The sequence below is a fragment of the Actinoplanes sp. CA-142083 genome (assembly GCF_050942195.1).
Taxonomy (GTDB): Bacteria; Actinomycetota; Actinomycetes; order Mycobacteriales; family Micromonosporaceae; genus Actinoplanes.
The window spans coordinates 1813710-1838138 of the sequence record NZ_CP192076.1 but is presented as its reverse complement, the minus strand read 5'-3'; the positions used below and the strand labels follow the sequence as shown (position 1 = coordinate 1838138).

General features: G+C 71.0%; 27 protein-coding genes and 1 tRNA gene. 8 read left to right on the top strand and 20 right to left on the bottom strand.

All coding sequences use genetic code 11. From position 1 onward, the window contains the following. Positions 1–11: 11 nt before the first annotated feature. Entirely contained in the window at positions 12–467 is a 456-nt protein-coding gene (locus ACQPZX_RS08855; protein ID WP_433376969.1) for a MarR family winged helix-turn-helix transcriptional regulator, read from the bottom strand. Between the two features lie 9 nt (positions 468–476). Continuing rightward, positions 477–1643, bottom strand: a complete 1167-nt coding sequence (locus ACQPZX_RS08850) for an MFS transporter (RefSeq protein WP_433376967.1) — start codon at positions 1641–1643, stop codon at positions 477–479. Positions 1644–1689: 46 nt separating this feature from the next. Between ACQPZX_RS08850 and ACQPZX_RS08845 the strand changes: the two genes are divergently transcribed. Beyond that, entirely contained in the window at positions 1690–2280 is a 591-nt protein-coding gene (locus ACQPZX_RS08845) for a TetR/AcrR family transcriptional regulator (protein ID WP_433376964.1), read from the top strand. A gap of 13 nt (positions 2281–2293) precedes the next feature. Here ACQPZX_RS08845 and ACQPZX_RS08840 read toward each other — a convergent pair whose 3' ends face one another. Both ACQPZX_RS08840 and ACQPZX_RS08835 read right to left on the bottom strand, forming a co-directional pair. After that, entirely contained in the window at positions 2294–3292 is a 999-nt protein-coding gene (locus ACQPZX_RS08840) for a histidine kinase (protein ID WP_433376962.1), read from the bottom strand. Then, entirely contained in the window at positions 3289–4431 is a 1143-nt protein-coding gene (locus ACQPZX_RS08835) for a DUF418 domain-containing protein (RefSeq protein ID WP_433376959.1), read from the bottom strand. The genes ACQPZX_RS08840 and ACQPZX_RS08835 overlap by 4 nt, the downstream gene beginning before the upstream one ends. Positions 4432–4571: 140 nt before the next feature. Between ACQPZX_RS08835 and ACQPZX_RS08830 the strand changes: the two genes are divergently transcribed. Beyond that, the gene (locus ACQPZX_RS08830; RefSeq protein WP_433376956.1) at positions 4572–4991 is read left to right on the top strand and encodes an SHOCT domain-containing protein; all 420 of its coding nucleotides are present in this window, start codon (positions 4572–4574) and stop codon (positions 4989–4991) included. Here ACQPZX_RS08830 and ACQPZX_RS08825 read toward each other — a convergent pair. Next, positions 4988–5191, bottom strand: a complete 204-nt coding sequence (locus ACQPZX_RS08825) for a hypothetical protein (protein ID WP_433376954.1) — start codon at positions 5189–5191, stop codon at positions 4988–4990. The two genes, ACQPZX_RS08830 and ACQPZX_RS08825, sit on opposite strands and share 4 nt — an antisense overlap. A 52-nt stretch (positions 5192–5243) precedes the next feature. Between ACQPZX_RS08825 and ACQPZX_RS08820 the strand changes: the two genes are divergently transcribed. Continuing rightward, positions 5244–6056 carry a 1-aminocyclopropane-1-carboxylate deaminase/D-cysteine desulfhydrase gene (locus ACQPZX_RS08820; protein WP_433376951.1) on the top strand — a complete coding sequence of 271 codons (813 nt, stop codon included), beginning with the start codon at positions 5244–5246 and terminating at the stop codon, positions 6054–6056. Positions 6057–6065: 9 nt separating this feature from the next. After that, entirely contained in the window at positions 6066–6698 is a 633-nt protein-coding gene (locus ACQPZX_RS08815; RefSeq protein WP_433376948.1) for a LuxR C-terminal-related transcriptional regulator, read from the top strand. Here ACQPZX_RS08815 and ACQPZX_RS08810 read toward each other — a convergent pair. From ACQPZX_RS08810 to ACQPZX_RS08780, 7 genes are read right to left on the bottom strand one after another with little or no spacing between them, the layout of a single operon-like run. Then, positions 6683–7201 carry a GNAT family N-acetyltransferase gene (locus ACQPZX_RS08810; protein WP_433376945.1) on the bottom strand — a complete coding sequence of 173 codons (519 nt, stop codon included), beginning with the start codon at positions 7199–7201 and terminating at the stop codon, positions 6683–6685. The genes ACQPZX_RS08815 and ACQPZX_RS08810 overlap by 16 nt on opposite strands. Continuing rightward, entirely contained in the window at positions 7188–8192 is a 1005-nt protein-coding gene (locus ACQPZX_RS08805) for a Gfo/Idh/MocA family protein (RefSeq protein WP_433376942.1), read from the bottom strand. The genes ACQPZX_RS08810 and ACQPZX_RS08805 overlap by 14 nt, the downstream gene beginning before the upstream one ends. Positions 8193–8205: 13 nt before the next feature. Further along, positions 8206–9318, bottom strand: a complete 1113-nt coding sequence (locus ACQPZX_RS08800) for a bifunctional RNase H/acid phosphatase (protein ID WP_433376939.1) — start codon at positions 9316–9318, stop codon at positions 8206–8208. Further along, a complete protein-coding gene (locus ACQPZX_RS08795) occupies positions 9315–10049 on the bottom strand; it encodes a zinc ribbon domain-containing protein (RefSeq protein ID WP_433376936.1) in 735 nt (244 codons plus the stop codon). Before ACQPZX_RS08795 ends, ACQPZX_RS08800 begins: the two co-directional genes overlap by 4 nt. Next, entirely contained in the window at positions 10046–10909 is an 864-nt protein-coding gene (locus ACQPZX_RS08790; protein ID WP_433376933.1) for a Nif3-like dinuclear metal center hexameric protein, read from the bottom strand. The genes ACQPZX_RS08795 and ACQPZX_RS08790 overlap by 4 nt, the downstream gene beginning before the upstream one ends. Positions 10910–10919: 10 nt before the next feature. Then, positions 10920–11507: a flavoprotein gene (locus ACQPZX_RS08785; protein WP_433376930.1), complete on the bottom strand. Its 588-nt coding sequence runs from the start codon at positions 11505–11507 to the stop codon at positions 10920–10922. A gap of 13 nt (positions 11508–11520) precedes the next feature. Further along, positions 11521–12747 carry a helix-turn-helix domain-containing protein gene (locus ACQPZX_RS08780; protein ID WP_433376927.1) on the bottom strand — a complete coding sequence of 409 codons (1227 nt, stop codon included), beginning with the start codon at positions 12745–12747 and terminating at the stop codon, positions 11521–11523. A 241-nt stretch (positions 12748–12988) separates the two neighbouring features. On the opposite strand from ACQPZX_RS08780, the gene ACQPZX_RS08775 reads away from it, so the two are divergent. After that, the gene (locus ACQPZX_RS08775) at positions 12989–13678 is read left to right on the top strand and encodes a bifunctional DNA primase/polymerase (RefSeq protein ID WP_433376925.1); all 690 of its coding nucleotides are present in this window, start codon (positions 12989–12991) and stop codon (positions 13676–13678) included. A 213-nt stretch (positions 13679–13891) separates the two neighbouring features. Here ACQPZX_RS08775 and ACQPZX_RS08770 read toward each other — a convergent pair whose 3' ends face one another. Together ACQPZX_RS08770 and ACQPZX_RS08765 are read right to left on the bottom strand one after the other, a co-directional pair. Next, on the bottom strand, positions 13892–14473 hold the full coding sequence (locus ACQPZX_RS08770) for a helix-turn-helix domain-containing protein (protein WP_433376923.1): 582 nt from the start codon (positions 14471–14473) through the stop codon (positions 13892–13894). After that, on the bottom strand, positions 14470–15324 hold the full coding sequence (locus ACQPZX_RS08765) for a hypothetical protein (protein WP_433376920.1): 855 nt from the start codon (positions 15322–15324) through the stop codon (positions 14470–14472). The genes ACQPZX_RS08770 and ACQPZX_RS08765 overlap by 4 nt, the downstream gene beginning before the upstream one ends. A 236-nt stretch (positions 15325–15560) precedes the next feature. Here ACQPZX_RS08765 and ACQPZX_RS08760 point away from each other — a divergent pair, with 236 nt between their 5' ends. Beyond that, positions 15561–16127 (top strand): hypothetical protein, encoded by a 567-nt coding sequence (locus tag ACQPZX_RS08760; protein WP_433376918.1) that lies wholly within the window; start codon positions 15561–15563, stop codon positions 16125–16127. A gap of 48 nt (positions 16128–16175) precedes the next feature. Here ACQPZX_RS08760 and ACQPZX_RS08755 read toward each other — a convergent pair whose 3' ends face one another. The 6 genes from ACQPZX_RS08755 to ACQPZX_RS08730 form a co-directional block, all read right to left on the bottom strand. Beyond that, entirely contained in the window at positions 16176–16805 is a 630-nt protein-coding gene (locus ACQPZX_RS08755) for a pyridoxamine 5'-phosphate oxidase family protein (protein WP_433376916.1), read from the bottom strand. Positions 16806–16828: 23 nt separating this feature from the next. After that, positions 16829–17335: a DUF402 domain-containing protein gene (locus ACQPZX_RS08750; protein WP_433376913.1), complete on the bottom strand. Its 507-nt coding sequence runs from the start codon at positions 17333–17335 to the stop codon at positions 16829–16831. Between the two features lie 183 nt (positions 17336–17518). After that, positions 17519–17590 (bottom strand) — tRNA-Val (locus ACQPZX_RS08745). A gap of 35 nt (positions 17591–17625) precedes the next feature. Next, the gene (locus ACQPZX_RS08740; RefSeq protein WP_433376910.1) at positions 17626–18090 is read right to left on the bottom strand and encodes a peroxiredoxin; all 465 of its coding nucleotides are present in this window, start codon (positions 18088–18090) and stop codon (positions 17626–17628) included. 60 nt (positions 18091–18150) lie between these two features. Beyond that, positions 18151–18582: a DUF3052 domain-containing protein gene (locus ACQPZX_RS08735; RefSeq protein ID WP_020516653.1), complete on the bottom strand. Its 432-nt coding sequence runs from the start codon at positions 18580–18582 to the stop codon at positions 18151–18153. A 97-nt stretch (positions 18583–18679) separates the two neighbouring features. Continuing rightward, complete coding sequence (locus tag ACQPZX_RS08730) at positions 18680–20929, bottom strand: thiamine pyrophosphate-dependent enzyme (protein ID WP_433376908.1); 2250 nt, start codon at positions 20927–20929, stop codon at positions 18680–18682. A gap of 151 nt (positions 20930–21080) precedes the next feature. Between ACQPZX_RS08730 and ACQPZX_RS08725 the strand changes: the two genes are divergently transcribed. Both ACQPZX_RS08725 and aceE read left to right on the top strand, forming a co-directional pair. Then, positions 21081–21485, top strand: a complete 405-nt coding sequence (locus tag ACQPZX_RS08725) for a YjbQ family protein (protein ID WP_433376905.1) — start codon at positions 21081–21083, stop codon at positions 21483–21485. Positions 21486–21633: 148 nt separating this feature from the next. Further along, positions 21634–24387 carry a pyruvate dehydrogenase (acetyl-transferring), homodimeric type gene (gene aceE / locus ACQPZX_RS08720; protein WP_433376902.1) on the top strand — a complete coding sequence of 918 codons (2754 nt, stop codon included), beginning with the start codon at positions 21634–21636 and terminating at the stop codon, positions 24385–24387. Positions 24388–24429 lie beyond the last annotated feature (42 nt).

Genomic DNA, 24429 nt, shown 5'->3' with positions numbered 1-24429 from the left:
TACGTCTCGCGCTACACGCGGCTGCGCATGTGCTCGGCCAGCGCCTCGGTGAAGCGCTCGAGCGCGCCGGCGAGCTCCTGCTTCTCGTTGTCGGTGTAGTCCTTGAGGACCGCGCCGTACACCACCTTGCGCGCCTGCCGCACCGCGTCGACCTGGGTGAGGCCGAGCGGGGTGGCCGCGATGACCGTGCCGCGGCCGTCGGTGGGGTCGGGGCGGCGCTCGATCAACGCGTCCTTCTGCAGGGCGGTGACCTGGCGGGTGACGGTCGAGCCGTCGAGGTTGAGCGCCGCGGCCAGCACCGACACGTTGAGCGGGCCGTCCTTCTCCAGCTGGCGCAGAATCACGTACGCCGCGCGGTCGAGCGCCCGGTGCGGCGGGCCGCCGGTGGAACGGCGCGTGGCCTCGCCGAGCCGCATCAGCATGGCCATCTGCGTCTCGATGCTGCCGAGGACCTCGTCATCGCTCATAGTTGTATATTACAGCGACCTGCTGGGACGCAAAACATCGGCGGACAGACCCATCACCGCGACGAGCACGACAATCAGCGTAAACGACACCGTCAGGCTCGACACATGCGCGATGCCCCCGATCACGCCCGGCGCGATCAGCCCGCTGCCGTACGCGATGCCGGCCACCCCCGCGATGTTGCGCCCCGGCGGCCCGGGCAGCCGCCCCGCCGCCGCGAACACCAGCGGCACCACCACCGCGATACCGATGCCGAGCAGGCCGAACCCGGCGATCACCAGCGCCACCGGCGAGGCCAGCACGACAGTCAGCGCGCCCACCGTCGCGCACACACCCGAGATCCGCACGGTCGTCACCGGCCCGAGCCGGCGCACCACCCAGTCGCCGCCGAACCGTGCCGCCGCCATGCAGACCGAGAAGATCGAGACGGTGACCGCCGCCGTCGCGGCCGGGTGGTGCAGCAGGTCGCGCACGTAGACGGCGGACCAGTCGAGGCTCGCGCCCTCGGCGAAGACCGCGCACAGCCCGATCAGACCGATCGCCAGCACCTCGCGGGACGGCAGCGCGAAAGCCGGCGGCTCCTCCGCGGTCTGCGGAGGCCGGTGCGAGAACAGCCAGGTCGACGCGGCCAGTGCGATGACGATCAGCGCGGCCGCGACCAGCGCGAAGTGGGCGGGCGCACCCATCCCCGCGCGGGCCGCGAGCGCCGCCACCGCCGAGCCGGCCAGGCCGCCCACGCTCCACCAGCCGTGGAAGCCGGACATCACCGACCGCTCGTAGCGCTCCTCGACCAGCACGGCATGCGCGTTCATGGCGACGTCGGCGAGGCCGGCCGTCGCGCCGTAGAGCACCAGGCACAGACAGAGCAGCGGCAGGGTGGTGGGCAGGGCCGGAAGCAGCAGCGCCGCGCACCAGAGGACAATCAGGACGCGTACGAGTCGGCGCAGGTCGAAACGGTGCGCCAGCCGGCCCGAGACCGGCATGGCCAGCAGCGCGCCCACGCCCGGCATCAGCAGCGCGATGCCGAGCCCGCCCGCACCGGTGCCGACATGATCGGCGATCCACGGGACACGCGCCGCGAACGACCCCGTCACGGCGCCGTGAACCGCGAAGATCGTCGAGGTGGCGACGCGTGCCCGGCGCAGCGCCGGAGCAGGCTGGAGGTGTGTGACGGCCATGGGCCAGACGCTAGACGAATCCCGACCAGTTGGTAAGTATTTATCGGTGGGCTACGCGAAGGGCCGCGCCAAGCGGCGCGACATCCTCGACCAGGCGACCGCGCTGTTCGGCGAGGCCGGATACCGCGGCACGTCCCTGCGCGAGATCGCGGCCCGTTGCGGCATCTCCCACCCCGGGCTGCTGCACCACTTCCCCACCAAGGAGTCTCTGCTCCTGGCCGTGCTGGCGCACCGCGACGAGGTCGACCAGGAGCGCATCACGGCCGGCCACGCGACCGGTGCGGCGGCACTTCTGCGCCTGGTCGACGTGGTCGCCCTCAACATGACCCGCCGCGGCATCGTCGAGCTGTTCACGGTCCTCTCCGCCGAGGCCACCGCCGCCGACCACCCCGCACACGACTACTTCGTCGATCGATATTCGCGAATAGTGCACGAAATCGAGGAGGCCTACCTCGAGGCCCACACGGCCGGCGACCTGAGGCCGGGCGTCGACCCGGCGCGCGCGGCCCGCGACCTGGTCGCGCTCATGGACGGCCTCCAGATCCAGTGGCTGCTCGGCGACCCATCCCTCGACATGGCCGCGGCGGTCGAAACTTACCTGCGCGCCCAGCTGGTCGGTCCAGGCAGCGTGGGCTGAGAGCACCCGCCGCTCACGAGCGCGGCAACGGAATCGCGATCGTCACCCGGGTGGGTCCGCCCGCCGGGCTCACCACCTCCAGCACCCCGTCGACCGCTTCGAGGCGGTCGGCTATGCCGCGCAGCCCGCTCCCGCCGGCCGGATCGGCCCCGCCCTTGCCGTTGTCGGAGACGGCGATGCGCAACGCGTCGTGGTCGTCGCCGAAGGCCACCGCGGCCGCCGTGGCCGACGCGTGCTTCACGATGTTGCTCAGGCACTCGGCCACCGCGAAGTACGCGGCCGTCTCGGTCGCCGCCGGCAACCGCGCCGGTGGCTCGCCCGCCACCGCCACCGGCACCGCCAGGTCCAGCACCAGCGCGCGCACCGCGTCGCCGAGCCCGCGATCGGCCAGCACCGGCGGGTGGATGCTGTGCATGACCGTGCGCAGGTCGTCGAGGGCCGAGCGGGCCGTCGACCGCGCCTCCTCGAGCAGCCCCGCCGCCCGGTCGGGGTCGCGGCGCAGCAGGTCGCCGGCGAGGCCGAGGGTCAGCGCCAGCGAGACCATCCGGGCCTGGGCGCCGTCGTGCAGGTCGCGCTCGACCCGCTTGAGCTCGGCCGCCTGCCGGTCGAGGGCGTCGCTGCGGGACCGGCTGAGCGTGCTGACCCGGGCGAGGAGCTCGCGCTCGCGCTTGCCGGGCGGTCGGCTGGCCACCCACGCGTGCAGCCCCAGAATCACCGAGAGGCCCAGGATGGTCCACATCGGCCAGAAGTAGCCGCCCCCGCTCAGCACGTACACGGTGAGGTCGACCGCGGCCAGCGTGACGCAGAACGCGGCGTCGACCGCGAGCCAGCGGCGGCGTCCGGGCGGCGCGCTGCGCAGGGCGCGGCGGAAAACGTACGTCCCGGCGACCGGCACGACCATCCCGAAGTACACCCAGCGCGGCCAGAACTCGCCCCGGCCGGTCAGCGCCCAGACCAGGGTGACCGCGACGCACGACGCCACGGCCACCCCGGCGAGAACCTTCCTGGTCACGAAGCGGTCCGGTAGGTGATCCGGCGCAGCAGCGTCTCGGCCGGCCCGCGATAGCCCACGTCGCTCATCCGCTGCGCCGCCACCAGCGAGATCACCCAGACCGCGACGGCCGCGACCAGCGCCGCGTAGGTGCCCTCGAGGCCGAGCGCCCACGGCGAGAACAGGATCAGCCAGGCCACCGACTGGAACAGGTAGCCGCTCAGGGACCGCTGGCCGAGCGCGGCGATCGGGTTGGCGCGGCCGGCGGAAGACGCGAGCCGGTGGGCGATGAGAGCGAACAGCGCCACGTAGCCCGGACCCCCGTACTCACCGGTGACGGCGTGGACTCGGTACATGGCGTCGACGCTACCGGCGTCCAGGTGCAGCAGGCCCGCGGACACCAGGGCGTAGGGCAGCGACCCGGCGATCGAGATCCCCAGCCCGCCGATGGCAACACGGCGCAGCAGCGTGAGGTGTTTGCCCGGCTCTTCGAGGAGGCGGCGGTTGGCGGCCCAGATGCCCAGCCACACGATGACGATGAACGGGATGACCGTGGCGGTGTGCACGGGCCACTCGGCGAGCCGGTGGACCAGCGACGAGGCGTAGGACGAGGCGTCCAGGGACGGGTTGGGGCTGTTCACGATGGTGGCGTCGCCGGCGTGGGCGGTGGTAACCGCGATGACCGCGAGCACCGCCGCGTAGACGGTCTGGAAACCCCAGAGCCAGAGGATCAGGCGGTGGAAGCGGTCGCTGCGACGCAGCAGCAGCGTCGTGGCGAGAAGACCCACGATTCCGTACGCGCCCAGAAAGTCACCGAAGTACAGCAGCGTCGCGTGCACGAACCCGAAGCCGATCAGCGCGGCGTTGCGGCGCAGGAGCACCCGACGGGTGCGGTTCCGCCGCGAGAGCTGGACCAGCCCGTACCCGAACATCACCGCGAAAACCGGGTAGGCACGGCTGTCGACGAGCGTCGTCATCAGGAAGTTGACCACCCGCTGGAGGCCGTGCGGCGTGCCGTCGAGGCCAGGCTGACCGGCGAAGGCGAAGTTCGCGGCGTTGGCGAGGGCGATGAACAGGAGCATGAAGCCGCGGGTGAGATCGGGGGCGAGGGCCCGCTCGGAGCGGCGGACGGGACCGGCTTTCTCGAGGACTGTCGTCATGCCATCGAGCCTGGTCGAGGCGGGGTTCGGGCACGAGGAGCCTGGAACCCGTCCAGTGGGGGTGCTACTACCCCTATCCGTTGCGGATGAGGCCCCGGCACGCGACAAGCGGTCCACTGATAAGAAAGGAGGGTAGTCACGTGTTTAATGACAATGGGTCGTTCCTGCTGGCGCTGTTCGAGTTCTTCCTCTTCTTCGCCTGGTTCATGTGTCTCTTCTGGATCTTCGGGGACCTGTTCCGGGACAAGAGCCTCGGCGGGTGGGGCAAGACGCTGTGGACGCTGTTCCTGATCATTCTCCCGCTGCTCGGCATGCTGGTTTACCTCATCGTGCGCGGTGGCGGCATGAGCGAGCGGGCCCTCAAGGACGCGGCCGAGTCGCAGAAGCGCCAGGAGGCGTACATCCGGTCGGTGGCGTCGCCCGCCGACGGCAAGCGCAGCGCCACCGAGGAGATCGCCTCGGCCAAGTCGCTGCTCGACTCCGGGGCGATCACGGCGGCCGAGTTCGAGCGGCTCAAGGCGACCGCCCTGGGCCAGACCGCGGCGCCGACCGCGGCCTAACCGACGGACAACGCTGCGGCGATCGCGTCGCGGATCGCGGGCTCGGGCGGCAGCGGCCGCCCCTGCTCCCCGGCGAGACGCCGCAGCGAGGTCATCGGCACCCCCTCGAGGCTGCAAGCCGTGAACCGCTCGTAGACCGACAGGTCGGGGTCGACGTTCAGCGCGAATCCGTGGCTGGTGATCCCGCCCCGGATCCGCATCCCGATCGATCGATCCGCTCCACCCGCCGAGCCTACGTCGCAAAATGGTGAGGTGTTCCGCCTGCCCTCGCCGCTGCAGCCGCTGGCCGACGACCGTCTGACCGCCGCCGGCATCCGCATGTTCCTCAAGCGCGACGACCTGATCCACCCCGATTTCCCCGGCAACAAGTGGCGCAAGCTCAAATACAACGTCGAGGCGGCGCGAGAGGCCGGCCACAGCACGCTTCTCACCTTCGGCGGCGCATTCTCCAACCACCTTCTCGCCACCGCCGCGGCCGGTCACCATTTCCATTTCCAAACCGTCGGCATCGTACGGGGTGAGCGCCGCGACCCGCTCAATCCGGTGCTGGCAGCCGCCGTCCGCCACGGTATGCGCCTCGAGTACGTCGACCGTGCCCGCTACCGCGCCAAATCCATAGACTCATCCGGAGATTTCTTTGTCATTCCCGAAGGCGGCGCCAACGACCGGGGTGTGGCCGGCTGCGCCGAGCTCGTGGACGAGATCGACGTACCCTTCGACGTCCTCTGCTGCTCCGTCGGCACCGGCGCCACCCTGGCCGGCGTCGCCTCCCGGCTCGGACCCACCCGGAAAGCCGTCGGTTACGCCGCGCTGAAGGGCGGCTTCCTCCACCACGAGGTCAATCGCCTCCAGCGGGCCCCCACCGGCAACTGGAAGATGTGCGACGACTTCCACTTCGGCGGGTATGCCAGACGCACCGATTCCCTCGACGCTTTCATCGACGACTTCCGGGAACGGCACGGCATCACGCTGAATTGGGTCTACGAGGCCAAGATGATGTACGGCGTTTTCGCCGGCCTGGACCGCTTCAAGCCCGGATCGACCCTGATCGCCTTGATCGCCTAGCCTGGCCTGATGAGGATCGTCGTGGCCGAGGACCTGACCCTGCTCCGCGACGGCCTGATCCGCATGCTCGAGGCGTACGACTTCGACGTCGTGGCGGCCGTCGACAACGGTCCCGACCTGCTCAAGGCCCTCCTGGAGCACCGCCCCGACGTCGCCGTGGTCGACGTGCGCCTCCCGCCCACCCACACCGACGAGGGCCTCCGCGCCGCCCTGTCCGCCCGCGCCGAGATCCCAGGCCTCCCGGTCCTGGTCCTCTCCCAGTACGTGGAGCGTCTCTACGCCCGCGAGCTGCTGGCCGACGGCAACGGCGGCATCGGCTACCTGCTCAAGGACCGCGTCTCCGACATCGGCGACTTCATCGACAACGTCAACCGCGTGGCCGCCGGCGGCACCGCCCTCGACCCGACCGTCGTCTCCAAGCTGCTGCACAACCACGAGCTCGGCCAGCTCACCCCGCGCGAGCGGGAGGTCCTGTCGCACATGGCCCAGGGCCGCTCCAACTCGGCGATCGGCGCCGCCCTGTTCATCACCGAGAAGGCCGTCGCCAAGCACACCAACAACATCTTCGCCAAGCTGGGCCTCCAGTCCTCCGACGACGACAACCGCCGGGTCCTGGCCGTCCTGCGCTACTTGGACGGGTGAGCGGCGATGACATACAGCGCGTACGGCTCGCCGTCGATGTCGAAGTCCTTGCGGTAGGCGAAGCCCAGCCTCTCCATCACCGCCCGCGACCGCCTGTTTCGCACCTCGGTGAACGCCACCACCTCGTCGGCCCCGAGCTCGTCGAACGCCATCGCCAGCCCGGCCCGGCCGATCTCCGTGGCGTACCCGAGCCCCCAGAACCGCCGGTGCAGCACCCACCCGACCTCGAGCCGCGAACGCCCGTCCACCCGCTGCCGGGACAGCCCGCCCCGCCCGATCAGATCGCCGGTCTCGCGGTCGTAGGCCATCCACTTGTGCACGCCGTCGTCCCGCCAGGCCGTCGCCATCCGCCGGACCTCGGCCTCGATCCCCGGCCGCGTCCACGAGCCGTACCACTCGGCCACCGCCGGATCCTGATACAGCTTCAGCAGATCGTCAGCGTGCCGCGGCGCGACCGGCTCGAGCCGCAGCCGCGGCGTCAGCCGCGTCTCATCCGAGCTCAACGGGCACTCCGGTCGCCGCCGACCGGGCGAGCGCCGCCAGCACGGCCGCCTGCTCCACGGCGTCGTCCCGGCCGAACTCGATCCGCTTTCCCGCGGCGATGGCTTCCGAGACGACGTCGAATTCGATCCGGTACGCGTCGGTCTCGTTCCCGACGAAGCCGGGCAGGCTCGGCTCGTCGACGGGAAACACCTGCGTGCCCGACGGCGTCCGCAGCGAGACCTCGCGGGACCGGCAGATCCACGGGTCGGGCACGACGATGCTGCCCTCCGTCCCGACCAGTTCCAGCTCGTCCCGGCGTACGAGATCAAGCCCCACGTCGAAGAGCGCCAGCACGTCACCGGGCAGCCGCATGGTCGCCGCCGTCCGCAGGTCGACCGGCTCCGGCTTGTCCTCGACCCGCGTGGCCCACACCTGCGAGGGTCGCCCTCCGAACAACCGGGCCGCCGACACGCAGTAGCACCCGAGATCGAGCAGCGCCCCGCCCGCCATGGCAGCCGACCGCCGGATGTCCCCCGGCGGCACGTTCACCGTCAGTGCCGCGCGTATCGTCGCCAGCCGCCCGATCGCCCCCTCGGCCAGCAGCCGCCGGGCCAGCGCCGTCTGCGGATGATGCCGCCACATGAACCCCTCGACGACCATCCGCCCGGCCTCGGCGGCCGCGTCGAAGCACCGCGCCGCGTCCTCCGCGCTGGTGGCGAACGGCTTCTCACAGAGCACGTGTTTGCCGGCCCGCAGCGCCCGCACCGTCCACTCGGTGTGCAGCGAGACCGGCAGCGCCACGTAGACGGCGTCCACGGAGTCCGACGCGAGCAACTCCTCGTAGCTGCCGAACGCTTGCTCCAGCCCCACGGATGCCGCGAACTCCCGGGCCTTCGCCAAGCCGCGGCTGGCCACGGCGACGAACGACGTCGCCGCGGACTCCTGGTTGGCGCCGATCACCAGCCGGGCGATGTTGGCGGCGCCGAGCACTCCCCACCGGACAGGCCTCACGCCCGAGACCCTACTACCGCAGGTGTGACGTCTCGTTCACCGAGCGCACCGCGATGTTGCCGTCCGGCCAGACGTCCATCGTGGAGACTCCGGCCGCGTCCAGGAACAGCCGGTGCAGGAAGGCGTCCGACGCGGCCAGCGCATCCCTCAGGATCAGCTTGATGGGAGAGACGTGGGAGACAACGACGACAACCCCTCCCGCGTACGACTTGAGCACCGTGGCCATGGCGGCGCGCGTCCTCTTGGCGACCGCCTGGAACGACTCCCCGCCCGGCGGCGCCACCGAGGTCGACCCGAGCCACGCCGTCATCTCGGACGGCCAGCGGGACTGCACCTCGGCGAAGGTCAGCCCCTCCCACTGCCCGAAGTCGCACTCGATCAGGTCGTCGACGACCGTCACCGGCACCCCGCCCACCTCGGCGGCGATCAGCTCGGCCGTCCGCACGCAGCGGCCCAGCGGCGACGACACCACCGCCGTGACGTCCCGCGAGATGCCCGCGACCCGCCCGCCGGCCGCCATGGCCTGTGCCTGCCCCTCGTCGGAGAGCGGCACGTCCCCGCGGCCGGAATAGCGGCCCTGCTTGGTCAGCGCCGTCTCGCCGTGCCGCACCAGGATGATCCGGGTCGCGTTCTCCAGCGAGGCCGGCGGCGCCCACGAGGCCTTCACCGGCGGCACGTCGGCCTTGTCCGTGACGTCGGGGGCCGTGCCGCGCGGCACCTTTCCGGCCGCCTCGTCCATGGCGAGGTTGGCGAGCGCGTCCGCCGCCTTGTTGCGCTCGCGGGGAATCCACTCGAACGACACCCGCTCGAACTTGCTGACCAGCTCGGCGGCCGAGGCGGCGAGTGGCCGCAGCCCCGGGTTCTTGATCTGCCACCGCCCCGACATCTGCTCGATGACCAGTTTCGAGTCCATCCGGACGTCGACCTCGGTCGCCTTCAGCTCCAGCGCGGCCGAGAGCCCTTCGATCAGCCCCGTGTACTCGGCGACGTTGTTGGTCGTGACGCCCAGCGCCCCGTACCTCTCGAGGAGGACCTCCCCGGTCGGATGGGTGCGCACCACCGCCCCGTACCCCGCCGGCCCCGGGTTTCCCCGGGACCCGCCGTCGGCCTCGACGGTGACTCTCACAGCCCCGACTCCGCGGTACGCACCATGATCCGCCGGCACTCCTCGCACCGCACCACATCGTCGGCCGCGGCCGCCTTCACCCGGGCGAGGTCCGCCCCGTAGAGCTCGATCCGGCACCCGCCGCACCGCCCCGACCGGAACAGCGCCGCGCCCAGCCCCGAGTCCAGCCGGATCTTGTCGTAGAGCGCGACCAGGTCGGCCGGCAGGTCGGCGGCGAGCGGCCCGCGGCTGGAGGACTTGAACTCCTCCTCCTTGGTGATGTCCGCCAGCGCCTCGTCCCGCCGCTGCTCGGCCGCGGCACGCCGGGTCGACGCGGCGTCGAGGCGCGACCGCACCTCGTTGAGCGCCGCCTCGGCGGTCTCGCGCTGCTCCATCAGCTCGAGCTCGGAGTCCTCCAGCTCGGACTGCCGCCGGTTGAGCGTGGCCAGCTCGTGCTGGAGCCCCTCGATCTCGCGCAGCGCGCCGCCGGCGTCGAGCCGGGCCTGGTCGCGCTCCTTGCGCAGCCGCACCTGCTCGATGTCCTTCTCGAAGCGGCTGATGTCGCGGTCGAGGTCGTCGACCGCGACCTGGGCGCGAACCCGCTCGTCCTCCAGCGCGCTGAGCTCCCGCGACACGGTGTCGATCTCGGCGAGCTCGGGCATCGACTTGCGCTTGTGCGCGAGCTGGGCGAGGGCGGTGTCGACCGCCTGCAGGTCGAGCAGGCGGCGCTGGGCTTCCGGGGAGGCCTTCACGGCTGGGTCTCCTTCTCCGAGGAACTGAAAGCATGGACCGTCCAGGGGTCGGTGTCCACATCGGACACCACGACCTCCACGCCGAACTCGCCGCGGAGCCATTCGGCCACCTCGTCGAGCCACGGGCGCTCGGTCGCCCAATGGGCGACGTCGAGCAGTGCGGGGCCGCCCTCGGCGAGATGCTCACTGGCGGGGTGATGACGAAGATCAGAGCAGAGGTACGCGTCGACGCCCGCGTCCTTGGCATCGGCCAGGAAGGAGTCGCCGGCACCGCCGCAGACAGCGATCGTACGGATCGTCCGGCCGGGGTCGCCCGCGGCCCGGATCCCCGCCGCGGTGCCCGGCAGCCGCACCGCGACGAACCCGGTGAGCTCGGCGAGGTCCATCGGCTCGGGCAGCTCACCGATCCGGCCGAGCCCGCGCCCCTCCCCCGCGGCCGCGCCGATCGCCGGGACCAGCGGCCGCAGGTCGACCAGCTCGAGCCGGCGGGCGAGCGCGTCGGAGACGCCGGGGTTGGCGACGTCGGCGTTGGTGTGCGCCGCGTACAGCGCGACGTCGCCCCGGATCAGCCGGTGGATGATCCGCCCCTTGTACGTGTCGGGGGCGATCGACGACACCGGCTTGAGCAGCAGCGGATGGTGGGACACGACCAGGTCGGCCCGGGCCGCGAGCGCCTGGTCGACGGTCTCGGGGACGCAGTCGACGACGCAGAGGACCCGCGACACCGGGTGCGCGAGGTCGCCGAGCACCAGTCCCACCCGGTCCCAGGACTCCGCCCAGTCCCGCGGGTAACGCCGGTCGAGCGCGTTCACCACGTCGAGGACGGTGGGTGGTGCGGCGTTGTCGGTCACGGCCGACAACTCTATCTGGCTACCCCACCGTGTCCGGTTCGACTCGGCTGCTCATCGTCACCGGATTGCTGACCGCCTGCAGGGCGCGCCGCCACGGGAACTGTCCCCGGAAGCGATCGGTCTGCCCGGGGCCGCCGAGCCGGCACACGTCCTCGCCGTAGAGCACGTGGACTCCCCAGTCCCGCAGCTTCGCCAGGCTCTCGTGCAGGCTCGGATGCAAAGCCATGACCTTGTTCGTGTACGGGACGACGGCGGTCGGCACGCCGTACCCGTAGCCCTCGACGAGCAGGCCGAGGACCAGCGTGTCCGTGATCCCGGCGGCCCACTTGTTCACGGTGTTGACCGTGGCCGGCGCGACGATCATCGCGTCGGCCTCGGGCAGCACGTCCGGGTCGCCGGGACTCTTGTAGTAGGTCCGCACCGGATGCCCGGTCTGCTGTTGCAGCGCGGCCACGTCGACGAACTTCCGGCCGTCCGGCGTCGTGATCACGCAGACTTCCCAGCCCTCCTGCTGGGCGAGGCCGACCAGGATCCCGACGTCCCTGGCGATGGGCGATCCACAGACCAGGATGTAGAGGACGCCGGGTGAGTGGTTTCCGGTAATCACAGGCGGACCCACCTCATACGCCGACTCCCATCTGCTCGGCCAGCTCAGCGATCGGAGCCGGCGGCGTGCCACGCGTACGGCGGAGCACGTCGGAAAGGACTTCGTGGGCGAGCGGGCGGCAGCGGATCTCGGACGGCGCGAGGCGGTCGCCCTCGAGCAGCATCTCGCTCGCCTTCTCGATGTTGCCGATCTGCGTGTACCCGCGGGCGATGTCCAGGAAGTGGTGCGCCCGCCGCTCGGGCAGCAGCGAATGGAAGCCCACCTGGTCGATCTTCTCGTGGGTCTCCACCGCGGTGCGGCCGTCGCCGAGCTCGACCGCCGTGGCGCAGCGGTGCAGCTGCACGTTGGTCGGTCCGAAGCTGGTCCAGTAGTGGTTGTAGTCGCCGCCCAGCTCGAACGACGCCTGCTCGGCGCCGCAGAGCAGGTCCCGCACGGTCGCGCTGTCGCCGATGCGAGCCGCCGCCATCGCGCCGTTGAGCAGCAGCATCCCGTACACGGAGAGCCGGTCGCCCTGGGCGGGCTCGCGGCTCGGCGCGAGCCGGTTCGCGATGTTGACGTTGACCTCGAGGGCGGGCCGCACCCGGCCGAGTGCGAGCAACGCGCTGCCGACGCGATAGCTCGCCAGGCCCGCCAGCAGCTGGTCGCCGGCCCGCTGCGAGACCGCGATCGAGCGGTCGGCCGCGAGCCAGGACAGCTCGTGCTCGCCGACCTTGCGCAGCGCCGAGGAGGCGATCTGGTACACCTGCCCGAGCAGGTGAGCCGCGTCCTTGGCCTCGGCGGTGCTGGCGTGCGCGCTGTCCGCCGCCTGCGCGTCGCGCAGCAGCTTGGGCAGGGTTCGCGCCAGTACGCCGTATTTCGCGTGCTGATAGGTCAGCCAGGCGTGGCTGACCGCCTTGCGCATCTCCGCCAGCGGCGGCGAGTGCGGGACGGTCTGGAAGAACGCACTCATCTGGTCATACCGCTCCAGAGCCGCGCGAATCTCCTCGACCTCTACCTGGTCGATGCAGTTCTGTGTCTCGGGCCGGCGTTCCACGTCCTTGCCCAGCAGCAGCTGGACGTCGACCTGGAGCACGTCGGCGATCTCGTAGACGACGGAGAACTTGTCGAGCCGGCGGACCCCCCGCTCCACCTTGTCGACCCAGCTCTTGGATTTTCCCAGCCGGTCAGCGAAGACCTGCTGGGACATCTTGCGTCGGCCGCGCCAGTAGGCGACGCGGCGGCCGATCGGCAGCTCGTCCACGATGCCTCCCCCGACCCACCGGCGACCCCCGCCGGCGAGCCCTTGTGTCGTTCGCAGTCTGATCGCCGCACGTGTGCGCACGTCGCACATCGTGTGTGATCGCCTGCTCACCGATGCTCGTAGTTTTCGTTGCAACTTGCAAAGGGTGGATCTGCCGAACCCAACGACGCGTGTCGCGCTTGGATACGGCACCGGCGGCTGATATAGCCGTCAAACCGCCCAGATCGGGGGTTATCGAGCCATGCAGTGGACCGCCAACCGGCCGTTCGTCCCACCGCCGCTCGCCGACCGGCTGGACCGGATGCGGCTGCGGCGGCACGCCCTGCGGTACGCGGCCCACGGCTGGGCCGTCACGCCGGGCGCGTGCCTGGCCGGACACCGGTTCACCTGTGGCCGGCCCGGTTGCCCGATCATGATGTGCCACCCGGCGCTGGAGTCCTGGGAGGACTCCGCGTCGACCGACCCCGGCCAGGTGTCGGACTGGTGGCGGCGCCGGCCGTACAGCGTGCTGCTGGCGACCGGCGGGAAGTTCGACGCGCTGGAGGTGCCGGCGTCGCTCGGCCTGCGCGTCCTCGGCGCCGCGCGACTGCACCGCAGCCTGCCCGGCGCCGGCCGGGCGGATGCCCTCGGCCCGGTCGCGGTGACCGCGGCCGGGCGCTGGATGTTCCTGGTGCGGCCCGGCGAGCCGCTCCGGTCCGCATTGGATCATCGGCTGGACGTGGTGCGGCACGGCCGTGGATCGTGGATCCCGGCCGCGCCCAGCCGCATGCTGGAAGGGCCCGTACGCTGGGCCGTCCCGCCCGAGCGGACACAGTGGGCGCTGCCCTGCCCGGACCTCGTGCAGACCCTCATGGTCGACGCGCTCGGCACGACACCCGCCCGCCGACCGGCCGTCCCCCGCCAGCTGTCCACCGCCCGGCGAGGCGCATGAGGCCGAGAACGTCCCACCGACCGCCGGATCGTTGACCTTGCAAGCGGACGGTAACCGGGCATGGGCGGGGGCACGCATGTCGTCAGACAAGGTAGTTGCATTCTTGGTGACGGTCGAGTCACACAAAGGAATGAATTTGCGTGACCGCGGGGCGGGTACCCGTCCGCGCGGGTCACGACCGGTCGGTTCGCGGCCGCCGGGGGCGCCCCGCCGTTACTGAGCGGCGTTCTTCGGACGGGCACGCACGTGGATGCGCGCACCCTGCCGGTCGAAGATCGTCAGGAACTCGACCGGGCCGCCGGTGCTGCCGAACCAGTGCGGAACCCGAGTGTCGAACTCGGCCGCCTCACCCGCCGGGAGCACCAGGTCGTGCTCGCCGAGGATCAGGCGCAGCTTGCCGCTGAGCACGTACAACCACTCGTACCCCTCATGGGTCTTGGGGTCCGGCGCCATCCGCTGGCCGGCCGCGATGATGTGCTTGAACGCCTGCGGCCCGCCCGGGTTGCGGCTGAGCGGCACGATCAGCGCGCCGTGGTCGGCGATCGGCCGGGCGTAGATCCGCGGGTCGCCGGTCTGCGGCGCGCCGACCAGCTCGTCCAGCGGCACCCGGTACGCCTGGGCGAGCGGCAGCAGCAGCTCCAGCGTGGCCTTGCGCTGCCCCGACTCGAGCCGGGACAGCGTGCTCACCGAGATGCCGGTGGTCTCGGCCAGCGCCGCGAGGGTGATGCCCGACTTGCGGCGCAGCGCCCGCAGTCGCGGGCCGACCTCGCGCAGCACGTCGTCGGTTGCCGTCATGGCAACAATGATTCCCTCTCGGCCAGCTCCCGGTAGGCGCTGACCACGGCCGCGGTGCGGTCGGCCAGCTCGGGACCGGCGCCGGCGGGCTCGGGACCCGCGCCGAGCCGGGCCAGGGCCAGCTCGGCCTGCCGGGCGGTGGCGCCGATCCGCTGCTCCTGCAGGAACGACTCGCCGGCCAGGGCCGCCTCGTCGATCGCGCGCAGGATCCGGTTGGCCTGCTCGCCCGTCTCGAGCCACAGCCGCTCGGCGCGATCACGCTGCTCGGCGAGCGCGAGAACGGCGCGGCTTCCGTCGGGAACCTCCTCGTGGCGTACGCCGTCGAGCCCCGCCCGGAGCCGGCGGATCTCCTGCCGCCGGACCAGGACGGTGGCCAGATCGTCGAGGGCCTGGGTGAGCGAGCGGTCGGCGGAGTCGGGATCGATCATGCCGGGCAGCCCCGGCCAGGTGTGCCGGACGCGGCGGGCGGCGACGACGGCGTGGTTGAACGCGGCGCGCTCCTCCCGGGTGCGCAACACCCGCGCCTGCCCGGGCAGCGCGAAGACCGCCCGCTGGGAACGACGCCGATCGAGCCGGCCGAGCGCGGCGACCGTTGCGAGGATCACGCCGGCGAGCAGCCAGCCGGGCACGCCGGCGGCGAACAGCACCGCGCCGGCGAACAGCAGCGGCAGGCTCACCCGGGCCAGGAAGGTCACCCGGACCTCGCGGCTGCGCCCGCTCGGAAGAACCGGCTGCGACTCGATCAGGCTGCCGGTCCGCCGCCGGCGGGCGCGTCCGGCGCGGGTCCTCAGCGCGTACGCCGAGACCACGGTCTTCTCGGCATCCGCGCCGACGTGCAGCTCCACCGTCACCGGTCTTCCCCCCTTCGCGGCTCGTGCTGTGGCCCCAGGTGCTGTGACCCCAGGTGCTGGGCGGGCCCGATCGCCGAGGGGAATCCGACCGCGGCCCGCCCACCTGCGGGACATCCCGCGGGCACCATCACGAATCGGTACCCGGGGTGGCCGGCATGAAGGTTCCCGCGGGTGCGAGCGGGTTGCCGCGGTCCGACCCCCCGAAAACTGTCAGAGGCCACCCCTAAAGTCACCCCATGAACGACACCACACTCCAGAGATCGCCCATCACCCTCGACCGCCGCCTCATGATCGGCGACACGGATTACCAGGTCACGGCCTTCCCGGCCGACGATCACCGCATCGATCTGTGCATCGTGAGCAGCGACGGCGACGGCCAGGTGGTGAGCGAGATCAGCGGCGGCCTGTCCCCCGGCGACCTGGTCGGCCTCACCGACGTGCTGACCTCGACGCTGGCCGGGCTGATCGCGATGACCAGCCCGCCGATGTCCGCCCGGTCCGACCCTCCGCCCGAGCGACGCGGCCGCCACCCCAACCAGGGCGTCCGCTGGACTCCCGATGACGACACCCGCCTGGTCTCCCGCTATCGCGAGGGCGCCCGCCTGCGCGACCTGATCGAGGAGTTCGGCCGCAGCGGCGGGGGCGTCCGCTCCCGCCTCGAGCACCTCGGCGTCCTCCAGCAGGGCGAGCCCTGGCGCCCGGCGGCGTCCCCGCCACCCCCGGCCGACGCTCAGTCCGCACCCGAGCCCCAGCCCCCGGCGGCCGCACCGGCCCCGGCGGCCCCACCGGCACCATCCTCCTGATCACCCCGCGCGCCGGCCGGCGGGCCGTGATGCCCGCCGGCCGGCGCCTCAGCGATAGAGCGTCTTGGCGTAATCGGCGCCGTAATAGCGCTCAAGCGCGGCGATGTCCTCCTCGGGCTGTTCGAGGGCCTTGGCGATCGCCGGGCGCGAGGGCGCGGCGCCCGGCTGCCACGTCTCGGGCCGCCACAGGTCGGAGCGCAGAAAAGCCTTCGAGCAGTGGTGGAAGATCTCGTCGATCTCCACGACCAGCGCCAGCACCGGCCGGTGCCCGCGCACCACGAGATCGTCGAAAAAGTCGGCGTCGCGCACGATGCGGGCGCGCCCGTTGATCCGCAGCGTGTCGCCACGGCCGGGAAGGAGGTAGATCAACCCCACGTGCGGGTTGTCGATGATGTTGTGGAAGCCGTCGGCCCGCCGGTTTCCGGTGCGCTCCGGGATCGCGATCGTCGTGTCGTCGAGCACGTGCGTGAAGCCCGGCGGATCCCCCTTGGGCGACACATCGCACGTGCCGTCGGCGCCCGAGGTCGCCACCAGGCAGAACGGCGATGCGGCCAGCCACTGCCGGTCGAACGGATGCAGACGCGGGCGCGCCTTGCCGGCCACCCGGGGCAACGGCTCGCCCAGGATGGCGCGGATCTCGTCGTGTGTGGTCACCTCGTGCGTGGTTGCTGCCTCCATGGCAGCCACCCTAGAAAGGGGTGTCACACAAGGGCGAGCCATTTGCGGTAGTGCTCGCCGAACGGCTCTTCCTCGGCGGTCAGGGCCGCGCGCAGCTCGGCGGCCCCGCGCAGGGCGCCCGCGACGATCGCGTCGGGGTATCCGAGCGACAGCCGGTGCTCCTCGAACTCGTCCTCGTCCTCCACCTCGACCCGGCCGTCGGCCCGGTAGCGCACGAGGTCGATGTCGAGGTCCACGACGGTGAGCTCGGCCGGCCCGGTCCACTCGGCGGGCGTGGTGACGTCGCAGTACATGTCGCGCGCGTCCGGCTCGGCCAGGCACATCGCCATCCACCAGCCCTCGGTGGGGATGAGCCGCACGGCGTCGGCCCGGGTGAGCCCGGTGGGCCGGTCACCGTAGTGGTAGCTGACCACGCTCCCACGAGGCGTGGCGATCCAGGTGCCATAGGCATCCTCGCCGAGCAGCCGCCCGGTCACCTGCCGATGCGGCCGCCCGTCGAACTTCCGAAGAACAAGATCGACCGCCGTCACGAAGCGAGGCTACCGCGATCACGATGAGCGAACAGCCCCGCCCACCCGACCACTGGGTAAAGCTCAGACGAATGAGCAAGCGACCCGCGAACCGCGGGGCTTCCGGGGGCTCGCCCCCCGGAGCCGGCATGACAAGTCCCGACGGTCCGCGCACTCCGCGGACAGGGGAGGCCAAGGGACTTGTGGGCGCGGCAGGTTTCGAACCTGCGACCCCTCGCTTGTAAGGCGAGTGCTCTCCCACTGAGCTACGCGCCCGGATCAACCGGAGCCGCCATCGTACCTTGCGGGCTTCAGACCTTCAGCGCGGCGATCGCCTCACGCCAGGCAGCCTGGTCGCGGGACGAGCCGGGGCCTGCCTCCTCGGCGAAGACGATCACGCCGCCGCGGTCGATGAGGTACGTGCCGCGGTTGGCGAAACCCGCCTCGGCGTTGAAGACGTCGTAGCTCTGGGCCACCTCGCCGTGCGGCCAGAAGTCGGCCAGCAACGGGAAGTCGAAACCCTCCTGGAGGGACCAGACCTTGTGGCTGTAGACCGAGTCCACGCTGACCGCGACGACCTGCACCGCTTCATTGGCATAAATGCCGATATTGTCGCGGATCTCGGTTAACTCGCCCTGGCAGGTGCCCGTGAACGTCAAAGGGTAGAAGACCAGCAAGACCGCCTTGCGATCGTGGAAGTCACGAAGGCGTACCCACTGATTGTTTTGATCTTTGAGGGCGAAATCCGGAGCGGCGGCACCCAGCTCGAGCGGCATGAACACACCCTAACCGGACCGGCGCCCACGGACGCCGGCCGGCACTGAGGCGACAGCGAGCTACTTCTTCTTGGCACCCCGGGGGGAGACGAGACGGGCGCCCGTCCAGTCCTTGCCGGCGTTGACCGTCGAGGTCTGCTGCAGACCCGCCGTGGGGGCGGACTCGCTGATCTCGCTCGGCTCGACGTGTCCGTCGCGGCCGGCCTTGGGGGTCAGAAGCCACACCACGCCGTTGTCGGCGAGGGGGCCCAGGGCATCGGTGAGCAGCTCGAACAGGTCACCGTCACCGTCGCGGTACCACAACAGCACCGCGTCGACGACCTCGTCGGTGTCCTCGTCGACCAGCTCTCCGACGCGTTCGGTCAGGGCGTCACGGAGGTCCTCGTCGACATCGTCGTCGTAGCCCATCTCCATGACCACCATGTTCGGCTCGAAGCCGAACCGGTCCGCCAGGCTGCGTACGCCGTCGGCCTGACCAGCGGTCGCGCTCACTGTCTAAGTCCTCCTAGCCGTTGAATTGCCGTAAACCTTGGGGTAGTCCACACACTTGCCGCCCCATGCGCAAGTAGCGCACCGGGTGTGTGGCAATTTACCGTGCCAGCAGGGCATGGGCACCCTGTGTGATGGCATCCTCCCCCACCAGCACCTGTTGTGCGGCCGGACCGAGCGGAATCAGCGAGTCTGCCGAGGCTATCCGCCGGGCCGCGCCGACGAATCCGCCGTCCACCAGGGCCGCGAGGATGCCCTCCCCGACGCCGCCGGAGCGCCGCGTCTCGTCGACGATGAGCACGCGGCCGGTGGCGGAGGCCTCGCGGACCAGATCGGCGGCCGGCAGCGGGCTGAGCCAGCGCAGGTCGACCACGCGCGACCCGTACCCCTGCTCGGCCAGCTTGGCCGCCACCCGCAGCGACATCCGCAGCCCGTTGCCGAACGTGACGATCGTCAGATCGGCGGCGTTGCCGACGGGATAGATGCGCGCACGGCCGATCGGCACGTGCTCGCCGGACCACTGGTTCGGCGGCGAGTAGGGCGACAGCCACTCGTTGTCGCCCTGCTCGTAGAGGTCGCGGGTGTGATAGAGCGCGATCGGCTCGAGGAAGACGCAGACGCTGCCGTCGGCAGCGGCGGAGGCGAGGCAGGAGCGCAGCATCGGCGCGGCGTCGGCCGGGCGCGAGGGCACGGCAAGGACCAGACCGGGTACGTCCCGGAGCACGGCGACCGAGTTGTCGTTGTGGAAGTGGCCGCCGAACGCCTGCTGATAGGCGAGCCCGGCCACCCGCACGACCATCGGGTTCTTGTACGCCCCCGAGGAGAAGAACGACATCGTGGCCGCCTCGCCGCGCAGCTGGTCCTCGGCGTTGTGCAGGTACGCCAGGTATTGGATCTCGGGCACCGGCAGCAGCCCGTCGACGCCGGCGCCCAGCGCGAGCCCGAGGATGGTGGTCTCGTCGAGCAGGGTGTCGAAGACCCGCTCGGCGCCGAAGCGTTCCTGCAGGCGCTTGGTGACGCCGTAGACGCCGCCCTTGCGGGCCACGTCCTCGCCGAACAGCAGCATGCCCGGGTTGACCAGCAGGGCGTCGGTTAGCGTCGCGTTGATCGTCTGGGCGAGCGTGAGCGGCCCGGACTGCTCGGGGAGCTTGCCGTCGAAGGCCTGCAGGCGCTCGCGGGAGCCGGGCCCGGCGGCGCGGGTGGCGACCTCGGTGATCTCGTGGGCGACCCGCAGCGGGCGGCGCGGGGCGAGCGGGGCGACGATCTCGGCGACGCCGGCCAGCTTGGGCTCGCCGAGCACCTCCTCGGCGACCTTGCGGACCTGCCACCCCACCTCGTCGTACCGGGTGACGACCTCGTCGGGGGTGAGCAGGCCGGCGGCGACGAGCAGGCGGGCGGTGGCGATCAGCGGGTCGCGCCCGAGGTCGCGGTTGATCTCCTCGGTGGAGCGGTACGCCACCTCGGCGTCGGCGCCGGCGTGCCCCATGAGCCGGACCGTGGACAGGTGCAGGACGGCCGGGCGGCGCTCGCGGCGGACGAAGCCGGCCGCCTCGGCCGCGGCGTCGTAGGTGGCGGCGAGGTCGCAGCCGTCGGCCGAGGTGTAGCGGACGCCGGGGCGGGTGGACAGCATCGCGGCGAGCCAGCCGTCGGGCGAGGGCACGCTGACCCCGATGCCGTTGTCCTCGCAGACCAGGAGCAATGGCAGGCGTACGGAAGAATGCTCGAACCACCCGGCGGCATTCAACGCGGCCGTGGCCGAGGCGTGGTTTGCCGAGGCGTCTCCGAAGGAGGCGACCGCGATGGCGTCGGCCGGCCAGCGCCGCTGCGAGGTGCGCGGACGGGCCAGCGACCAGGCCAGCCCGACGGCGCGCGGCAGGTGCGACGCGACGGTCGAGGTGGTCGGGATGATGTTCAGATCGGCGCTGCCGAAGACCTTGTGCCGGCCGCCGGCGATCGGTTCCTGCGCCGAGGCGACGACGCCGCGCAGCACGTCGCGGGCGGCGTCGGCGATGCTCTTGGCGCGGGCGGCGAAGAAGGCGGCCGAGCGGTAGTGCAGCAGGGCCGGGTCGGTGGGCAGCAGGGCGGCGGCGACGCCCGCGTTGCCCTCGTGGCCGGAGGATCCGATGGTGTAGAAGCCCTCGTTGAAGCTGCGCAGCCAGCGTGCGGCCAGGTCGAGGTGGCGGCTGGCGAGCTGGGCGTCGAACAGCTCGAGGGCACGGGCGCCGGTGAGCAGGGCACCGTCGCGGACGGCGTCGGCCGGTTCGCGGCGCGCGCCGGGGTCGGGCAGCGCGGAGACCGCGTCGCGGAAACGCTCGTCGAGGTTCTGCGGGGTGGTCACGCGACCCAGCATTGCGGACCGGAGCCACCGCTGCCACCGCCTGTGTTCTACTCAAAACATGATCATGCGTACGGTGGTCGTCCGTCTCGGGCTTGCCGTGCTGTGGGTGGGGTGCACCGCGGGCCTTTTTCTCGCTCTCGATCTGTACACATAGGCTCGCCGGATGCGTACCGAAGTCATCACGGTCCGGACCGGCGGGGCGCCGGTCGTGCGGGACATCACCGCCGAGGCCGAGGCGTTCGTGCGGTCCGAAACGGACGGGTTGCTGCACGTGTTCGTGCCGCACGCCACCGCGGGGCTGGCGATCATCGAGACCGGGGCCGGGTCGGACGACGACCTGCTGGCCGCGATCGACGAGCTGCTGCCGGCCGAGGACCGGTGGCGGCATCGGCACGGGTCGAAGGGGCACGGCCGCGACCACGTGCTGCCGGCCTGGATCCCGCCGTACGCGACACTCCCCGTGATCGGCGGAAAGATCGCGCTCGGGACCTGGCAGTCGATCTGCCTCGTCGACACCAATGGCGACAATCACACCCGGCAGATTCGCTTCAGCTTCATCGACGGATAAGAAGTTACTGGTCAGTACGTGTGTCCCGGATCGCGGACACCCCGGGTAGGCGTGACGATGCCCACCGCGAGGGGGCAGGATGGAGTCCTATCCGAGCGACTCACACAATGGGCCGCCCGGTTCCGACACCCGACCAAGAGGATTGCCTGTGGCCACGGAGCGCAAGCGCCCGGTGATCAGCGATGGACTGCCGAGCCAGCTTCCCGACATCGACCCCGAGGAAACCAACGAGTGGGTCGAGTCGCTCGACGGAGTCATCGACGAACGCGGCGCCAAGAGAGCCCGCTACATCATGTTGCGCCTGCTCGAGCGGGCCCGGGAGCGACAGGTCGGCGTTCCGCCACTGACCTCCACCGACTACATCAACACGATCCCGCCGGAGCAGGAGCCGTGGTTCCCCGGCGACGAGTTCGTCGAGCGCCGCATCCGGGCCTACATCCGGTGGAACGCGGCGATGCTTGTGCACCGCGCGCAGCGCCCCGAGATCGGCGTCGGCGGTCACATCTCGACGTACGCGTCGAGCGCCAGCCTCTACGAGGTCGGCATGAACCACTTCTTCCGCGGCAAGGACCACCCCGGCGGCGGCGACCACATCTTCTTCCAGGGCCACGCCTCCCCCGGCATGTACGCCCGGGCCTTCCTCGAGGGCCGGCTGAGCTCCGACCAGCTAGACGGATTCCGGCAGGAGCTGTCGCACCGCCTCCCCGGCGGGGTCAGTGGCGGCCTGCCGTCGTACCCGCACCCGCGCCTCATGCCGAACTTCTGGGAGTTTCCCACGGTCAGCATGGGCCTCGGTCCTTTGAACGCGATCTACCAGGCCCGGTACAACCGTTACCTGCAGAACCGCGGCATCAAGGACACCTCGCAGCAGCACGTGTGGGCGTTCCTGGGCGACGGCGAGATGGACGAGGTCGAGTCGCTCGGCGCGATCGGCCTGGCCGCCCGCGAGGAGCTCGACAACCTCACCTTCGTGATCAACTGCAACCTCCAGCGCCTCGACGGCCCGGTCCGCGGCAACGGCAAGGTGATCCAGGAGCTCGAGTCGTTCTTCCGCGGCGCCGGGTGGAACGTGATCAAGGTGATCTGGGGCCGCGAGTGGGACCAACTGCTCGCCGCCGACACCGACGGCGCCCTGGTCAACCTGATGAACGTCACGCCCGACGGCGACTACCAGACGTACAAGGGCGAGTCCGGGGCGTACGTGCGGGAGAACTTCTTCGGCCGTGACCCGCGCACCCGCAAGCTGGTCGAGGGCCTGTCCGACGACGAGGTGTGGAACCTCAAACGCGGCGGCCACGACTACCGCAAGCTCTATGCGGCGTACAAGGCGGCCACCGAGCACACCGGCCAGCCGACCGTGATCCTCGCCAAGACGATCAAGGGCTGGACGCTGGGCTCGCACTTCGAGGCCCGCAACGCGACGCACCAGATGAAGAAGCTGACCCTGGACGACCTCAAGGGCTTCCGGGACCGCCTCTACCTGGAGATCAGCGACAAGCAGCTCGAGGAGAACCCGTACCTCCCGCCGTACTTCCACCCCGGTGAGAAGTCCGACGAGATGCAGTACATGCTCGAGCGCCGCCGCGAGCTGGGCGGGTCCATCCCGTCCCGGCGGACGAAGCACAAGTCGCTGGCCATCCCCGAGTCGAAGCAGTTCGGCGACGTCAAGCGGGGCAGCGGCAAGCAGAAGGTCGCCACCACGATGGCCTTCGTCCGGTTGCTGAAAGACCTGATGAAGGACAAGGAGTTCGGCGCGCGCTGGGTGCCGATCATCCCCGACGAGGCCCGCACGTTCGGCATGGACTCGCTCTTCCCGACCAAGAAGATCTACTCGCCGCACGGCCAGACGTACACCTCGGTCGACCGGGAGCTATTCCTGTCGTACAAGGAGGCGACCAACGGCCAGATCCTGCACGAGGGGATCAACGAGGCCGGGTCGACGGCGAGCTTCATCGCGGCCGGCACCTCGTACGCCACGCACGACGAGCCGATGATCCCGCTGTACATCTTCTACTCGATGTTCGGCTTCCAGCGGACGGCGGACGAGCTGTGGGCGGCCGCCGACCAGATGACGCGGGGCTTCCTGCTCGGCGCCACCGCGGGCCGCACCACGCTGAACGGCGAGGGCCTGCAGCACGAGGACGGGCACTCGCTGCTCATCGCGGCGACGAACCCGGCCGTGGTGGCCTACGACCCGGCGTACGCGTTCGAGATCGCGCACATCGTGGAGAACGGCCTGCACCGCATGTACGGCGAGAAGCAGGAGAACGTCTTCTACTACCTCACCGTCTACAACGAGCCGATCGTGCAGCCGGCCGAGCCCGAGGGCGTCGACGTGGAGGGCCTGCTCAAGGGCATCTACCGCTACAAGGCGGCGCCCGAGACCACCGGTCCCAAGGCGCAGCTTCTGGCCTCGGGCACCGGCATGGGCTGGGCGCTCAAGGCGCAGGACCTGCTGGCCCAGGACTGGGGCGTGTCCGCCGACGTCTGGTCGGTGACCTCGTGGACCGAGCTGCGGCGCGACGCGGTGGAGTCCGAGGAGCACAACCTGCTCAACCCGGGTGACCAGCCGCGCAAGCCGTACATCCAGCAGAAGCTGGAGAGCACCGAGGGCCCGGCCGTCGCGGTCAGCGACTTCATGCGGGCCGTGCCCGACCTGATCGCCCGCTGGGTGCCGAACGACTACACGTCGCTGGGCACCGACGGCTTCGGCATGAGCGACACCCGGCACGCGCTGCGCCGCCACTTCCACGTGGACGGCGAGTCGGTGGCCGTGGCCGCGCTGCGCCAGCTGGCGCTGCGCGGCAAGGTCCCGATGCACGTGCCGGCCGAGGCGGCCAAGAAGTACGCGATCGACGACGTCTCGGCGGCCCCGGTCGGCGAGACGGGCGGCGACAGCTAAAACCTGATATTCCGGACTGAGGCCCCATCGTTCGCGGTGGGG

Bases quoted from the DNA above. Each gene is read 5' to 3' on its own strand.
- ACQPZX_RS08755 (WP_433376916.1), bottom strand. From the start codon at position 16,805: ATGGAGGCAGCAACCACGCACGAGGTGACCACACACGACGAGATCCGC.
- ACQPZX_RS08855 (WP_433376969.1), bottom strand. From the start codon at position 467: ATGAGCGATGACGAGGTCCTCGGCAGCATCGAGACGCAGATGGCCATG.
- ACQPZX_RS08770 (WP_433376923.1), bottom strand. From the start codon at position 14,473: ATGACGGCAACCGACGACGTGCTGCGCGAGGTCGGCCCGCGACTGCGG.
- ACQPZX_RS08775 (WP_433376925.1), top strand. From the start codon at position 12,989: ATGCAGTGGACCGCCAACCGGCCGTTCGTCCCACCGCCGCTCGCCGAC.
- ACQPZX_RS08825 (WP_433376954.1), bottom strand. From the start codon at position 5,191: ATGCGGATCCGGGGCGGGATCACCAGCCACGGATTCGCGCTGAACGTC.
- ACQPZX_RS08850 (WP_433376967.1), bottom strand. From the start codon at position 1,643: ATGGCCGTCACACACCTCCAGCCTGCTCCGGCGCTGCGCCGGGCACGC.
- ACQPZX_RS08835 (WP_433376959.1), bottom strand. From the start codon at position 4,431: ATGACGACAGTCCTCGAGAAAGCCGGTCCCGTCCGCCGCTCCGAGCGG.
- ACQPZX_RS08760 (WP_433376918.1), top strand. From the start codon at position 15,561: ATGAACGACACCACACTCCAGAGATCGCCCATCACCCTCGACCGCCGC.
- ACQPZX_RS08725 (WP_433376905.1), top strand. From the start codon at position 21,081: ATGCGTACCGAAGTCATCACGGTCCGGACCGGCGGGGCGCCGGTCGTG.
- ACQPZX_RS08815 (WP_433376948.1), top strand. From the start codon at position 6,066: ATGAGGATCGTCGTGGCCGAGGACCTGACCCTGCTCCGCGACGGCCTG.
- ACQPZX_RS08740 (WP_433376910.1), bottom strand. From the start codon at position 18,090: ATGCCGCTCGAGCTGGGTGCCGCCGCTCCGGATTTCGCCCTCAAAGAT.
- ACQPZX_RS08730 (WP_433376908.1), bottom strand. From the start codon at position 20,929: ATGCTGGGTCGCGTGACCACCCCGCAGAACCTCGACGAGCGTTTCCGC.